This window comes from Sphingorhabdus sp., assembly GCF_035329025.1.
In the GTDB taxonomy this organism is placed as follows: Bacteria; Pseudomonadota; Alphaproteobacteria; order Sphingomonadales; family Sphingomonadaceae; genus Sphingorhabdus_B.
The window spans coordinates 53,625-67,909 of sequence record NZ_DAOLHN010000011.1; the positions used below are offsets into that span (position 1 = coordinate 53,625).

16 protein-coding genes are annotated in these 14,285 nt (G+C 58.3%); 13 read left to right on the forward strand and 3 right to left on the reverse strand.

Annotated elements, in window-relative coordinates; translation table 11 throughout:
- Nucleotides 1–13 precede the first annotated feature (13 nt).
- From PKC81_RS04675 to PKC81_RS04705, 7 genes are all read left to right on the forward strand, one after another.
- Complete coding sequence (locus PKC81_RS04675; RefSeq protein ID WP_324333600.1) at nucleotides 14–448, forward strand: MucR family transcriptional regulator; 435 nt, start codon at nucleotides 14–16, stop codon at nucleotides 446–448.
- 94 nt (nucleotides 449–542) lie between these two features.
- The gene (locus tag PKC81_RS04680) at nucleotides 543–965 is read left to right on the forward strand and encodes a Fur family transcriptional regulator (protein WP_115549047.1); all 423 of its coding nucleotides are present in this window, start codon (nucleotides 543–545) and stop codon (nucleotides 963–965) included.
- The gene (locus tag PKC81_RS04685; protein ID WP_324333602.1) at nucleotides 943–1,737 is read left to right on the forward strand and encodes a lysophospholipid acyltransferase family protein; all 795 of its coding nucleotides are present in this window, start codon (nucleotides 943–945) and stop codon (nucleotides 1,735–1,737) included. Before PKC81_RS04680 ends, PKC81_RS04685 begins: the two co-directional genes overlap by 23 nt.
- A 9-nt stretch (nucleotides 1,738–1,746) precedes the next feature.
- Nucleotides 1,747–3,063, forward strand: a complete 1,317-nt coding sequence (miaB, locus tag PKC81_RS04690; protein WP_324333604.1) for a tRNA (N6-isopentenyl adenosine(37)-C2)-methylthiotransferase MiaB — start codon at nucleotides 1,747–1,749, stop codon at nucleotides 3,061–3,063.
- The gene (locus PKC81_RS04695; RefSeq protein WP_324333606.1) at nucleotides 3,064–4,059 is read left to right on the forward strand and encodes a PhoH family protein; all 996 of its coding nucleotides are present in this window, start codon (nucleotides 3,064–3,066) and stop codon (nucleotides 4,057–4,059) included.
- Nucleotides 4,052–4,642 carry an rRNA maturation RNase YbeY gene (ybeY, locus tag PKC81_RS04700; protein WP_324333608.1) on the forward strand — a complete coding sequence of 197 codons (591 nt, stop codon included), beginning with the start codon at nucleotides 4,052–4,054 and terminating at the stop codon, nucleotides 4,640–4,642. Before PKC81_RS04695 ends, ybeY begins: the two co-directional genes overlap by 8 nt.
- A gap of 29 nt (nucleotides 4,643–4,671) precedes the next feature.
- Complete coding sequence (locus tag PKC81_RS04705) at nucleotides 4,672–5,607, forward strand: hemolysin family protein (protein ID WP_324333610.1); 936 nt, start codon at nucleotides 4,672–4,674, stop codon at nucleotides 5,605–5,607.
- A 114-nt stretch (nucleotides 5,608–5,721) separates the two neighbouring features.
- Here PKC81_RS04705 and msrA read toward each other — a convergent pair whose 3' ends face one another.
- Complete coding sequence (msrA, locus tag PKC81_RS04710) at nucleotides 5,722–6,330, reverse strand: peptide-methionine (S)-S-oxide reductase MsrA (RefSeq protein ID WP_324333612.1); 609 nt, start codon at nucleotides 6,328–6,330, stop codon at nucleotides 5,722–5,724.
- A 31-nt stretch (nucleotides 6,331–6,361) separates the two neighbouring features.
- Complete coding sequence (locus PKC81_RS04715; protein ID WP_324333614.1) at nucleotides 6,362–7,051, reverse strand: MOSC domain-containing protein; 690 nt, start codon at nucleotides 7,049–7,051, stop codon at nucleotides 6,362–6,364.
- A 70-nt stretch (nucleotides 7,052–7,121) separates the two neighbouring features.
- Here PKC81_RS04715 and PKC81_RS04720 point away from each other — a divergent pair, with 70 nt between their 5' ends.
- The 3 genes from PKC81_RS04720 to PKC81_RS04730 are packed head-to-tail and all read left to right on the forward strand — an operon-like array spanning nucleotide 7,122 to nucleotide 10,587.
- Nucleotides 7,122–8,285 carry a glycosyltransferase family 1 protein gene (locus PKC81_RS04720; RefSeq protein ID WP_324333632.1) on the forward strand — a complete coding sequence of 388 codons (1,164 nt, stop codon included), beginning with the start codon at nucleotides 7,122–7,124 and terminating at the stop codon, nucleotides 8,283–8,285.
- The gene (locus PKC81_RS04725) at nucleotides 8,282–9,604 is read left to right on the forward strand and encodes a replication-associated recombination protein A (RefSeq protein WP_324333616.1); all 1,323 of its coding nucleotides are present in this window, start codon (nucleotides 8,282–8,284) and stop codon (nucleotides 9,602–9,604) included. Before PKC81_RS04720 ends, PKC81_RS04725 begins: the two co-directional genes overlap by 4 nt.
- Nucleotides 9,601–10,587, forward strand: coding sequence for an NADPH:quinone oxidoreductase family protein (locus PKC81_RS04730; protein ID WP_324333618.1), 987 nt, complete (start codon nucleotides 9,601–9,603; stop codon nucleotides 10,585–10,587). Before PKC81_RS04725 ends, PKC81_RS04730 begins: the two co-directional genes overlap by 4 nt.
- A gap of 73 nt (nucleotides 10,588–10,660) precedes the next feature.
- Here the strand turns inward: PKC81_RS04730 and PKC81_RS04735 are convergent, their stop codons facing one another.
- A complete protein-coding gene (locus PKC81_RS04735; RefSeq protein WP_324333620.1) occupies nucleotides 10,661–11,125 on the reverse strand; it encodes a hypothetical protein in 465 nt (154 codons plus the stop codon).
- A 121-nt stretch (nucleotides 11,126–11,246) separates the two neighbouring features.
- Between PKC81_RS04735 and PKC81_RS04740 the strand changes: the two genes are divergently transcribed.
- The 3 genes from PKC81_RS04740 (at nucleotide 11,247) to PKC81_RS04750 (ending at nucleotide 14,206) form a co-directional block, all read left to right on the forward strand.
- Entirely contained in the window at nucleotides 11,247–11,840 is a 594-nt protein-coding gene (locus PKC81_RS04740) for a TetR/AcrR family transcriptional regulator (RefSeq protein WP_324333622.1), read from the forward strand.
- A gap of 135 nt (nucleotides 11,841–11,975) precedes the next feature.
- Complete coding sequence (locus PKC81_RS04745) at nucleotides 11,976–13,232, forward strand: mechanosensitive ion channel (RefSeq protein WP_324333624.1); 1,257 nt, start codon at nucleotides 11,976–11,978, stop codon at nucleotides 13,230–13,232.
- Nucleotides 13,233–13,333: 101 nt separating this feature from the next.
- Nucleotides 13,334–14,206: a hypothetical protein gene (locus PKC81_RS04750; RefSeq protein WP_324333625.1), complete on the forward strand. Its 873-nt coding sequence runs from the start codon at nucleotides 13,334–13,336 to the stop codon at nucleotides 14,204–14,206.
- Nucleotides 14,207–14,285 lie beyond the last annotated feature (79 nt).

Genomic DNA, 14,285 nt, shown 5'->3' on the forward strand with positions numbered 1-14,285 from the left:
AGGGAGAATATATATGGCTGAAGATAGCAATGACACGAATGAAATGCTGATCACGCTCACCGCAGATATTGTGGCGGCGCATGTCAGCAACAATACGGTGGCGGTTTCTGATTTGCCGACCTTGATTTCCAATATCCATGGCGCACTAGCCGGCCTGTCTGCGGGCGCTGCTGCACCTGCAGTGGCACTTGAACCTGCCGTTCCGATCCGTTCTTCTGTAAAGCGCGATTATATCGTCTGCCTTGAAGACGGCAAGAAACTGAAAATGCTCAAGCGCCACCTGATGACACATTATGGCATGACGCCGGATGACTATCGTGCAAAGTGGGGTCTGGCAGCGGACTATCCGATGGTTGCCCCGGCCTATGCCGAACAGCGTCGCGACCTTGCAAAGGCAATCGGCCTGGGCCGTGCACCGGGTTCTGGCCGCAAAAAGAAAGTGAAATAGTCTTTCACTCAAAGCGGAATTGATGAAAGGGCCGGTCTGGTGTGGACTGGCCCTTTTCATTGACGAATCCCCGCGCGACACTAAATACCGTAACATGGAATCCCGGATTGACCTTGAAGCGCTGTGCGCCGAACGCGGCCTGCGCATTACCGACCAGCGGCGCGTAATCGCGCGCGTCATATCCGATGCAGACGATCATCCCGATGTCGAAGAACTCTATCGCCGCGCATCTGCGATAGACGCAAAGATTTCGATTGCGACCGTTTACCGCACGGTCCGCCTGTTCGAAGAAGCAGGCATTCTCGACCGCCATGATTTTGGCGACGGGCGCGCGCGCTATGAGGCATCGCCGGAGGCGCATCACGACCATTTGATCGACGTCGAAACCGGCAAAGTCATCGAGTTTGTCGATCCGGAACTTGAGGCGTTGCAAAAAGTGATAGCGGAAAAGCTGGGTTATCGCTTAGTCGACCACCGTATGGAGCTATACGGCGTTGCACTCAGCCGCGACGATTAAGCAGCGCAACCCGATCGGCCTGATTTTCGGGCAGATCCTGTTTGGCGCGCGCCTGTTGCTGATGGCCGCATCGCTTCTGGTCGGGCTGCTCCTCCACAATATCTGGCGCCTGTTTCGCCAGCCATCACCCTGGCCACGACTTTTCCTGCTGTCGATTAGCTGGACCGCCGGTATTGCGACCGCAACCAGCGGTCAGCGCATCCGAAAAAATGTCTTCTACGCAGCAAACCATCATAGCTGGATCGATATTCCAGTGATTTCTGGCGTCACCGGCTGCACCTTTGTCGCCAATGACGGGATCGAAAAATGGCCGCTGATCGGCTGGCTGTGCACGATCAACAACACTATCTTTGTCAGCCGCGAAAACCGTTTGAGCGTCGGCGATCAGGTCGACGATTTGCGCGAAGCGATGAGCGGCGAGCAACCTGTCACGATCTTCCCCGAAGGCACCACGCATGATGGCTCCGGCTTGCTCCCCTTCAAACCCTCGCTTTTTGCCGCGCTTGTTCCGCCTCCTGAAGGCATGATGGTGCAGCCGGTATTCCTCACCTATGGCGAACATACGCGTCGCCTATCCTGGGTGGGCGAAGAGGGCATTGTCGAAAATTTCTGGCGGATCATGACCTATGTGATGCCCGTCACCGCGACACTCCATTTTCTGGAACCGTTCGATCCATCCCACTACCCCGATCGCAAGGCGATTTCGGCGGAAGTGCGGCATCGCATCACGGAGGCAATGCAGGCTGGCGACCACTATAGGCGCGATGTATAGCGCCGCTCCATGAGCAACGAGTCGCCCAAGACCTTTCACGTCAAAAATTACGGCTGCCAGATGAACGTCTATGATGGCGAGCGCATGGCAGAGATGTTTGCCGCGCGCGGCATGGAGGCGTCGGACAAGGAGGATGCCGACCTTGTCATCCTCAATACCTGCCATATCCGTGAGAAAGCGGCCGAGAAAGTCTATTCCGAAATCGGTCGGCTGCGCCGCAAGGATGGCAGTTCGCCGGTGATCGCCGTGGCTGGCTGTGTCGCGCAGGCCGAAGGCGGAGAAATCAGCCGCCGCGCCAGCGAAGTTGACATCGTCGTCGGCCCACAGGCGTATCACAAACTGCCCGACATGGTTGCTGCCGTCGCCAAGGGCGAAAGCACGGTTGACCTGGGCTTGCCCGGGCTCGACAAGTTCGCCGCCCTGCCCAAGCGCCGCAAGACCGGACCAACCGCCTTCCTGACCGTGCAGGAAGGCTGCGACAAATTCTGCACCTATTGTGTGGTGCCCTATACGCGCGGCGCTGAAATCAGCCGTCCCTTCGCCGAACTGGTCGATGAAGCCAAAGCGCTGGTCGATGCGGGGGCGAAGGAAATCACCCTGCTGGGCCAGAATGTGAACGCTTGGGGTGATGGTGAACAGGATCTGGGAACATTGATCCGCGCGCTCGACCGAATCGATGGCTTGCACCGCATCCGCTATATGACCAGTCATCCCAACGACATGACCGACGGGCTGATTGCCGCGCATGGCGATGTCGAAAAGCTGATGCCTTATCTGCACCTCCCGGTGCAGGCGGGCAATGACCGCATATTGAAAGCCATGAACCGCAGCCACAGCCGTGAGAGTTATTTGCGGATCATCGAAAAGGTGCGCGCGGTACGCCCCGATATCGCGCTGTCTGGCGATTTCATCGTTGGCTTCCCCGGCGAGACCGACGCCGAGTTTGAAGACACGCTGAGCATCGTGCGCGAGACAGTCTATTCCTACGCATACTCTTTCAAATACAGCCCCCGCCCGGGCACGCCTGCCGCAACGATGGACGGACAGATTGCGCCCGAAGTGGCGGACGAACGGCTGCAAAGGCTGCAGGCATTGATCAGCGAGCAGCAGGCGGCTTTCAACCGCGGCACTCTAGGCAAACGCACATCGGTGTTGCTCGAAAAGCCCGGCAAGCTCGAAGGCCAGCTGATTGGCAAGTCGCCCTGGCTACAATCTGTGCATATCTTGGCACCGGGGCTTTCCATCGGCGATATTGTCGATGTAGATATAGTCGAAGCCGGTCCACTGAGTCTCAAGGGAGAGTTATTGATGCAGGTCGCAGCCTGAATGGCGAAAAAAGCCCAAGCGCAAGCCGGCGATATGTCGCGGCTCGAAATCACCTTCGACCGCCCGCACCTCATCAATACCGTATTCGGCGAATTTGATCGCAATTTGGTCGCCATTGAGAACCGGCTGGGAGTCTATATTTCAGCGCGCGGCAACCGGGTGCAGATTGAGGGCGAGGCAGGAGCAATCGCCCGCGCCCGCGATGTCCTGAACGATATTTACAGCCGCGTGATGCGCGGCGAGGAGATTGACCCTGAAGCTGTGCAAGCGATCATTTCGATGAGCGCCGAACCGACACTCGACGGTATTGTCCGCAAGGATGCCGACGGCGCCCCCGAGGTGATGATCCGCACCCGCAAGAAAACGCTGGTGCCGCGATCGGCCACGCAGGTGCCCTATATGCACGCGCTGGCGCGCGACGAGATTATCTTCGCGCTCGGCCCGGCAGGAACGGGCAAGACCTATCTTGCGGTGGCGCAGGCGGTAGCGATGCTGATTACCGGGGCGGTTGACCGGCTCATCCTGTCACGCCCTGCGGTTGAAGCGGGCGAACGGCTGGGCTTCCTTCCCGGCGACATGAAGGAAAAGGTCGATCCCTATCTCCGCCCGATTTACGACGCGCTGCATGACACTTTGCCGGTCGAGCAGGTCGAGCGGCGGATCGCCAGCGGTGAGATTGAAATCGCCCCCCTCGCGTTCATGCGCGGGCGCACGCTTTCCAACGCCTTCATCATCCTCGACGAGGCGCAGAACACCACGCCTGCGCAGATGAAGATGTTCCTCACCCGTTTTGGCATGGACAGCCGCATGGTGATCTGCGGCGACCCCAATCAGGTCGATATTCCCGGTGGCGCGACCTATTCGGGGCTGAATGATGCAGTGCAGCGGCTCGAAGGCGTCGAAGGCATAACCACCATCCGCTTCAACAGCAGCGACGTTGTCCGCCACCCGCTGGTCGGTCGCATTGTCGATGCTTATGAGGGGCCAAATGCTTGAGGTCGACATCGACCGGACGCGCGATTGGGATGGCCAGATTGACTGGGATCGAATAGCGGAAGACGCAGTAAAGGCAGCTTTTTCAGTATCATCGCATGGCGATTTGGCGGATGCGCCTTTCAAAATGTCGATCAGCATACAACTGTCGGATGATCAAGAAGTGCATGAACTCAATCGTAATTGGCGGGGTAAGGACAAGCCCACCAATGTGCTGAGTTTTCCGATGCTCGAATCCGACGAACTGGCAGCGTTGCTTTCTCCCCTCCCCTTCAGGGGAGGGGTCGGGGGTGGGGCTGCTCAGCCCTTGCGCGACATCGGACAGCCCCACCCCAACCCCTCCCCTGAAGGGGAGGGGCTAGAAGTGCTGCTCGGTGATATGATATTGGCCTATGGTGTCTGCGCATCCGAAGCCGAGGACAAGGCCATCCCGCTGACGCGGCACGTAAGCCACCTGATCGTCCACGGCACGCTGCACCTTCTAGGGCTCGACCATATCGATGAAGCAGAGGCCGAGCATATGGAGGCACTGGAGGTAAAAGCGCTTGCATCGCTGGGCATCGCCAATCCATATAGCGACCATTGAAAACAGCCGGAGGCAGCATAGCCAACCCCATGACGGAGGGCGATAGTAGTAGCGGTTTACGACCCCGCAAGGACGAAACCGAGGAAGGACGAATATGGCAGCGGCTGAAGTCGCTTCTATTCGGACGCAATCATGAGCCGACGCTGCGCGAGCAGCTCGAAGAAAAAATCGCTGAACATGAAGAAGATGTAGAGGAAGGCGACGCTCCTGAAGACGAGGGCGACCTGTCAGCTCCCGAGCGTCTGATGCTGCGCAACCTGCTCCATTTCTCGGAAAACCGCGTCGATGATGTCATGGTGCCGCGCAGCGACATTCTTGGCCTGCGCGAGGATGCCAGTTTCGACGAAGCGGTCGCCGCCTTTGCCGAACATGGCCATAGCCGCATGCCGGTTTACAAGGACACGCTCGATAACATCACCGGCATGATCCATGTGAAGGATATCTTTGCCGTACTGGCTGAGGGCAAGGAAAAACCTGACAGTCTGGAGGCTTTCATCCGCCAGCCGCGCTATGTGCCGCAAAGCATGGGGGCTATCGAGCTGCTCGACGAAATGCGTCGGACGCGGACGCACCTCGCAATCGTGATCGACGAATATTCAGGCACCGAAGGCCTAGTGACAATCGAAGATCTGGTCGAGGAAATTGTCGGCGAGATCGAAGACGAGCATGACGATGAACCGGAGGCGCTGTTCACCGAGACCGCGCCGGGTATCTGGGAAGCAGATGCGCGCACGGAACTGGACGACCTTGCCGAAGCCCTCGACGAAAAACTCGCGGATGTGGACGAGGATGTCGACACCATTGGCGGCCTGGCCTTTGTGATTGCCGGACAGGTTCCCAACATCGGCGACATATTGGTCCACGAGGAAAGCGACTGGAAGATCGAGATACTCGAAGGCGATGATCGCCGGGTGACGCGTGTGCGGCTATATCGGCCGGAGGTGGTTGGCGCGGCGGCGGGGTAACTAACCCTTTCCAGCTATCACCGTAGCCCTGAGCCTGTCGAAGGGCGCCTATCAGCGTCAATGCAAACCTTGAGACGCCCTTCGACAGGCTCAGGGCTGCGGTAAAAAAACGCGTTACTTAGCCCAAACCTCCGCCAGTCGATCATCTCTTCCGCAACGGCTGCGGTAATAGCGGTAGCGGATCGGGTTCTTTTTATAATAATCCTGATGGTAATCTTCGGCGCGGTAGAAAGCGCTGCGTGCCACTATTTTGGTTGCCAGATCGCGTTTGAAGAAGCCCACCAAATAGTCGAACGAAGCTTTTGCTGCCTTCTGTTCGGCAGCACCTTGCGGAAAGATCGCGGCGCGATAGCTCTCGCCCTTGTCGCAAAACTGTCCTGCTGCGTCGAATGGATCGACATTCTTCCAGAAGACCGAAATCAGTTCGGAATATTTCACCTTCACCGGATCGTAGGTAACCAGCACCGCTTCGTAATGACCTGTTCCACCGGCGCTCACCTGCTCATAGGCCGGGTTCCGCACCCGACCGCCAGTGTAACCGGATACGACATCAATCACGCCGTCGACCTTCTCGAAATCGGCCTCGGCGCACCAGAAACATCCCATCGCAAAGACGGCGGTTGCAGTTTCGGTCTTTCCGCGCACTTCGGAAGCGCTCGCCAACGCAAAGAGGAGCATGGCCGAAAACATGGCGACGGCAATTTGACTCAGCTTTTTCATCATAGCCTCTGGTTCGCCTCGATTGACCTTAAAGTTACGCCTCGCCCTGACTTTCAAGCAACTGGCGCGCACGCCAGCGCCAATGAAGGGCAAGTGTCTCCATTTCCGCCAATTCGCGCAATGCGGTATTTGCCCCGTCCATTCGGTGCATACCGCCGATTAACAACTGAAACGCGCGCTCGACGGTCCAGCCATGCCGCGCGCGTTCCACTTGTTCGATGCTGTCATCGGGCTTGATATGGCCGACTTCCATCACCCTGAAATAATAGCCGCTGCGGCCGGTTTGAACGACTGCAGCCATTATGCCTTTCATTCCAAAATGATGGTCTAATTTCCAGCAAGGCTGCCGACCTTGGCTGATCTCGACCAACGCCTCACCAATCCGGAAGCGGTCGCCAATCTGGACACGGTCTTCGGTCATTTCCAACGCCGAGATATTCTCGCCAAAACCGCCCAAGCGGCCAAGATGCGGGTGAGGTTCACGCCCGGCTTTGGCAAAATCGGCCTCCCAAAGCGGATAATGCTCGCCCGGGTAGAAATGCACTGCCTTATCCTCACCGCCATGCACAGTCGGGTCGCCGACGCGATCCCCCTCAAATCCGGTGAAGGTCAGATAAACCGGATGGTCGACCGAAAGGCGCGAGCCGATGGAACTGTCTTCCCCCTCGCCTCTGAACGAAACGGGTTTGCCGATTAACAAGGCTTCGATGTTCGTTTTGATCATGCCAGAGCTTAACCGTCCGGTCACGGCTTGGCCATTGGCAATCGCGCCCGCGATGTCTAATAGGCTGCGGATGCAGACGGCGGACCTTCGCATTGCCCTGTTTAGCGGCAATTATAATTATGTGCGCGATGGCGCAAACCAGGCACTCAACCGGCTGGTGGGGTATTTGCTGCGCCAAGGCGCGCAGGTGCGGGTCTATTCTCCTACCGTCGACGAACCTGCCTTCCCGCCCACCGGCGATTTGGTCAGCGTACCGTCGATGGCGATCCCAAACCGCCCCGAATATCGCATTCCACTGGCGCTTTCCGGCGCAGTAAAGCGTGATCTGGAAGCCTTCGCGCCCAATGTCGTGCATATCTCCAGCCCGGACCGGGTTGCGCGCAAGGCGGTGAAATGGGCGCGTAAACGCAATTTGCCGGTGCTCGCCTCGGTGCACACGCGGTTCGAAACCTATTTCCGTTATTACAACATGTCGTTCCTCGAACCGTTGGTTGAAGCTTGGTTGCGCACGCTTTACCGGAAATGCGATGCGCTGGTCGCACCATCGGAATCGATGGCACAGGTGCTTCGCCAACAGCGGATGAATTACGATATCGATATCTGGTCGCGTGGCGTTGATCGCGACATATTCGATCCCTCTCGCCGAGACCTGCAATGGCGCAATGAATTGGGCATAGCCGACGATATGCCGGTCATTGGATTTCTGGGCCGTTTAGTCATGGAAAAGGGCCTCGACGTGTTTTCCGACTCCATCGACCAGCTCAACCGTCGCAATGTTAGGCATAAGGTGCTGGTTATCGGCGAAGGCCCGGCGCGCGGCTGGTTCGAAAGCCGCCTGCCAGACGCCGCCTTTGTCGGCTTCCAGGGCGGTGCCGATCTGGCGCGCGCAGTCGCCAGCATGGACATATTGTTCAACCCCAGCGTCACCGAAACCTTTGGCAATGTGACGCTGGAGGCGATGGCTTGCGGCCTACCGGTTGTCGCGGCAAAAGCCACCGGCAGCCAAAGCTTGGTCGATGACAACCGCTCAGGGCGGCTTATCACCCCGGGCGCCATTGCTCAGTTTGCCGAGGCGTTGCGCAATTATTGTGAAGACCCGGCATTGCGTATGGAGCATGGCAAGGCCGGTGAACAACGCAGCCTCGAATATAGCTGGGATGCGATCAATCAGGCCGTGGCCGATACCTATGTCCGGCTGGTCCGGCAACGTCGCACGGAGCTGACCAAGGCGTGAGCGACCTTTTCGGCGCCCCGTCCCCAACCCGTCCCGAAACTGTTTCGGCACATTCGCCGCTTGCCGATCGGATACGCCCGCAGTCGCTTTCGGAAGTTGTAGGGCAGGAGCATCTGACTGGGCCTGATGGGGCCATCGGTCGCATGGTCGCCGCCGGGCGATTGTCCTCAATGATCCTGTGGGGGCCGCCGGGAACAGGAAAAACCAGCATCGCGCGTCTTTTGGCCGACGCGGTTGGCATGCATTATATGGCGGTTTCGGCGGTTTTTTCGGGCGTCGCCGATCTGAAAAAGGCCTTTGCCGAGGCCGAACAGGTAGCGCGCACCGGCAAAGCCACATTGCTGTTCGTCGACGAAATCCACCGTTTCAATCGCGCGCAGCAGGACGGATTTCTGCCCTTTGTCGAGCGTGGCATTGTCACACTTGTTGGCGCGACCACTGAAAATCCCAGTTTCGAACTGAACGCCGCATTGCTCAGCCGGGCGCAGGTGCTGGTATTGAAACGCCTTGATGAGGCCGCCCTTCTCAAACTCTTCGAACGTGCCGAAGCCGTCGAAGGAAAGCCCCTGCCCCTCACCGGCGATGCGCGCTTGGCTCTGATTGCGAGTGCGGACGGCGACGGTCGGTTCCTGCTCAACCAGGCCGAAACGCTATTCGCCATCGCGCCGCCAGACGCCCCCTTGGACCCTCAGGCCATGGCCGCCCTGCTCCATCGCCGGATGCCGGTTTATGACAAGGACCGTGAGGGGCATTACAATCTCATTTCGGCCCTGCACAAATCGATGCGCGGTTCAGACCCGCAGGCCGCGCTCTATTGGCTGGCGAGGATGCTGGTTGCGGGCGAAGAACCGCTCTATGTGCTCCGTCGCATCACCCGTTTTGCAGTTGAGGATGTTGGCCTCGCCGATCCGCGGGCGCTCGAACAATGCATCGCGGCCAAGGATGCCTATGAATTTCTGGGATCTCCGGAAGGTGAATTGGCCATTGTCCAAGCCTGCCTCTATTGCGCCACTGCGCCCAAATCGAACGCAGCTTACAAGGCCCAAAAAGCCGCATGGAAGCTGGCCAAAGAAACCGGTTCGTTGATGCCGCCAGCCAATATTCTGAACGCGCCGACCAAGCTGATGAAGGATATCGGCTATGGCCAAGGCTATGCCTATGACCATGACATTGAGGAAGGTTTTTCGGGTGCCAATTATTGGCCAGAGGAGATGCAGCCAGCGGAACTTTACCGCCCTGTCCCGCGTGGACTGGAGGCCAAAATAGCCGAGCGCCTCGCTTATTGGGATGGCCTGCGCAGGGAGAGGAACAGCAAATGAGGTATCGCGCCGCCGTCTGTACGGCATTGACCGGACCCGAGAGCATCCGGATTGAGGAATGCGAACGCAAGCCGTTGCAACCCGGCGAGGTTCGTATTGCCATCAAGGCGGCGGGGCTCAATTTCCCCGACTTGCTGATGACTTACGGCAAATACCAGTTCCGCCCCGATCCGCCCTTCGTTCCGGGTATGGAATTTTCGGGAGAAGTCATCGAGGTCGGCGCCGGTGTGACCAATTGGAAACCGGGCGATGGCGTGATGGGTGGCGGCAAGGGCGACTGTATTGCGGAAGAAGCGGTCGTTCCTGCCGCAGCTTTGGCAACCAAGCCCGATGCATTAAGCTGGGAAGAGGCAGCGTGCTGGCGCGCAGGCGGCGTTACTGCATGGCACGCGTTACACGACAAGGCTGCGCTCAAAGCAGGTGAGACCTTGCTGGTGCTGGGCGCCGCTGGCGGAGTCGGCATGGCGGCGGTTTCGCTCGGCAAATATATGGGGGCGATTGTCATCGGCACGGGTTCCAGCCCGGAAAAGCGCGCAGCTATCCTTGCGGCTGGCGCAGACCATGCGCTCGATCCGGCCGATCCGGACTTAGCGGCCAAGGTCAAGGAACTGACCGACGGCAAAGGCTGCGATGTCGTATTCGATCCTGTAGGAGGTGATCTGTCGATTACCGCAACACGCGCGATCGGATGGGGCGGACGTTTCCTGATTGTCGGCTTTGCCAGCGGCAGCACGCCCAGCTTCCCCGCCAACCATGCGCTAATCAAAGGATATAGCCTGATCGGCCTGCGCGCAGGTGAGGCCAGCCGCCGCGATCCGGAACTTGCGGCCAGAACATCCATCGAACTGAAGAAATTGGCTGAAGCAGGTGTCATGCGCCCGCATATTTCACACCGCCTTCCGCTCGATCAAACCCGCGACGCATTGCTGGTGCTCGAACGGCGCGAGGCCATTGGCCGCGTCGTTTTAACCTTGGGCGATTGAGCCCGGCAGGGTCGCGTAGCCGGGCCCAATCGCAACGCTGAATGCTCCGCATACAAATGCAGGGCACTCCGGATTACTGGTTGGTGCGGATCTGGCCGACTCTTCCGCTACGATTGCTTTGCCCTTCGCCGGCCTTGCGAGAAGTCAGCTTGGCATCTTTGAAATGCTTTCCACGGGCCGCCTGCCCGCTATTTTCGAGCGGCCTTTCGCCCGCCTTGCGGACCGTCATCGTGCCATGGCGGATGGGCGCATTGGCACGACCATCGCCATTCACATCACCAACGGCGACACGCGGTTTGGAACGCGGCGCGGGCGGAGGGGTGTCGGGTGCAATGTCCGACGCCTTTTGCACGGCAGGAAGCAGCAGCCCCTTTTGCGGCTCATCCGGCTTGGGTGCGACTTCCTTCGGCGCATCACTGCCCGGTGCAGCAGCTTCGCCTTTGACGCCTTCATATTTCATATAGATCGCGCTGTGCGCGGCCCCGATCATGCCGAACGATAAAGCTGCAGCAATCAACCAGTCCTTTTTCCTGTTCATTCTCTCTCTCCTTGGGTCGCATCCCGATCTCGGGAATGATCTAAAAATAGAGTGTTACTCTAGAGTGTCAATCCATTTTTTCCTTGCTTGTTTTTCTCAGGCCTTTGATAAGGGGGGCGTAATGAATGCAGCCAAGCCAAAGACCCGCGACCGCATCCTCGCCTCCGCACGCGAACTGTTTTTTTCCAAAGGGTTGGATGAAACCTCGATTGCTGAAATCTGCAAGCATTCGGGTGTGTCAAACGGCAGTCTGTTCCATCATTTCCCGACCAAGGAAGCCATCGCGCTCGAAATCTTCGTCGGTATTCGCCGTCACTATTGGGAGCATGTGATTGCAGCGATGGAGGCTGAGTCGACGGTGCCCGCCGCTGCCGAGGCTTCGGTGCGCGCTGCCTTCGATTTCCAGAAGAAGTTCTCCGACGAATATACCTTCATGCTCGATACGGCCGCGGCGCCTTGGGTGCTCAAGCATACGACCGCGCTGAAAGATTTGAATGCGGCTTTCGTGGAACGGGCAATGGGGTGGGCCGCGCCATATTTTATCAAGGGTGAGCTACCTGCCCTATCGATCCACACTTTCGGGGCGCTGATATTCGGCTTGCCGCAATGGATCGCACGCGAACAGCGCGCCGGGCTTTCCGTGCCCGACATAGAGATTGTCACCGGGGAGTTGGCTGCATTGATGCGCAAGCTGTTTACCGTCGAACCAAAATAAACGAGTCAAATCATTGCTTTGACTCATAAAAATGCTGCGCAGCATAAGATGCAGCAAAAATTTGCCAGAGTCTTGATTCCATGATAGATTCTTCCTGCTTCTGAACCCTTCGGTTCGCAACTAGGGGGAGCGAAAATGGATAGTTTGCAGATAGCAGGTTACGCCTTTGATCAGGCACTTTTCATGGAATGGGCGGAGAAGATATTCTTCGCCCTTGTTATTTTGGGGATCACCTGGGCGCTCGCCAAAGCGGCCAAATGGACCTTCGCAAAGATGGTCGACCAAATACCTTTCCTGCAACGCGGGACATCGAGCGGAGAGAGTGTCGGAATGGCGCTCGGTAAAATCGTTTCGCTTCTGGTTTGGTTGCTCGGCTTGCTTGCGGTTCTCCAGCAGCTTGGATTTGATAGCGTGATTACACCCGTGCAGGGATTGCTGACCAATTTCATCGGTTATCTCGATAATGTGGTCTTTGCTGCCGCAATCTTCTTCATCGGTTCGATGATCGCAGGAATCGCCCGCGACCTGGTGGAAACCGCCTTGGGCGCCGTCGACTTCGACAAATGGGCCAATAAGGGTGGGGTCGAAGCCATCACCGGGAATAATGCGATTACCAAGACGCTGGGTACGATTGTCTATGTACTCGTTATCATTCCGGTCGCGATTGCTGCACTCCAGATGCTGGAAATATCGGCAATCACCGAACCGGCAATGAACTTGCTCAACATGGTGTTCAAAGCCATCCCGCTGATCATCGGTGCTTGCCTCTTGCTCGGTATTGGCTTTGTGATCTCGCGCTGGGTGGCAGCGCTGATCCGGGACCTGCTGCCCAGCCTTGGCGCAGATCGTGCGATTAACGAGCTCGGTATCCTGCCCGAAGGCCGCACGGCATCAGGCGTGATTGCCGCGATCGTTACCATCGCCATCATGATCTTCTTCGCCATCGCGGCGACCAACATGCTTGGTTTCCCGCAGTTGACGAACATCCTCGAAACGGTGCTGGCGCAGGCAGGCAATGTCGTCTTTGGCGCAGTGCTGATTGCTCTGGGTGTGCTCATCGCCAACATTCTTCGCAATTTGATCGCCGATGCAACAGGCGCAGGAATTGCGTCAAACGTTACCTATTGGATCACAACCGGCCTGTTCGTTTTCATCGGCCTAAAGCAGATGCAGATTGGCGGGATGATTGTCGATTATGCCTTTGGCGCGCTCGCCATCGGTGCTGCGGTTGCCTTTGCCCTCGCCTTTGGCCTTGGCGGACGTGACGCGGCGGCACGGATGCTGTCGGACCTGCGGGCTCCTGCCACACCTGCAGCGAAGAAACCGGTCGCCTCGCTGGCACCCAAAACAGTCAAGCGCGCTCCGGCCCGCAAGGTACCGGTCAAGAAATAAGCTGCCTTTACCGAAGCAGCCAATTGGGGCGGGGGAAACCTCGCCCCCTTTTATTTGGCCCCCCCTTTTATTTGGGCAACAGCGGGGGCATAGCATCGCACATGCGCCATTTCTCACGCTTTGCCTGTATCGACTGGTCTGGCGCGGTTGGCGAATATCCTTCTGGCCTCGCCCTCGCCAGCATCGGCCATGAAGGGGCACCCGAACTGATTGGCCCCGAAAAGCGCTGGTCGCGCCAATCCATTCTCGACTGGCTGCTCGAATGCGCCGACGCGGACGAGGATATATTGATCGGCCTCGATCTATCGCTCGGCTTTCCCTTTCTCGACCAAGGCAGCTTTTTTCCAGAATGGGAAGACAGCCCCGCCGACGCCCGCGCGCTATGGGCATTGATAGACCAGCTCTGCACCGAGGACCGGCATCTGGCGGCTAACAGCTTTCTTGCCCACCCCGAAGTCCGCCGCCATTTCCGCCATGGCAAGGGCCATGTCGGCGACTTGTTCGAAGGTGGCGTCGGGCGGCTACGCGAAGTCGAACGCCACCAGCGCGCGACCAAACAGGCCAATAGCTGGAGCTGCTTCAACCTGGTTGGAGCAGGTCAGGTCGGCAAGAGCTCGCTCACCGGAATGCGGATGATGCACAGGCTGGGCGGGCGCATCCCCGTCTGGCCATTTGATCCGCTTCCTGAACGTGGCCCCGTCATCATCGAAATCTACACCACCATCGCCGCGCGTGCGGCAGGCTTACCCGCCAACACCAGCAAGATCCGCGATGCAGCGACGCTGGCAAAGGCGCTCGCCATATTCGGTGCCGATGCTCCTACCCTGCTCCACAGGCTCGACGACCATGCCACCGACGCGCTGCTGACCGCCGCATGGATGCGCAACGCCAGCCAGCACGCCGCTCTCTGGATGCCTGAACTGCTGACCCCTGAAATAGCGCAAAGAGAGGGCTGGACCTTTGGGGTGCTATGACGCTAAAGGGCCCGCATTGGTCGCGCCGGCTTAGCTCAGTTGGTAGAGCACCTGATTTGTAATCAGGGGGCCACGGGTT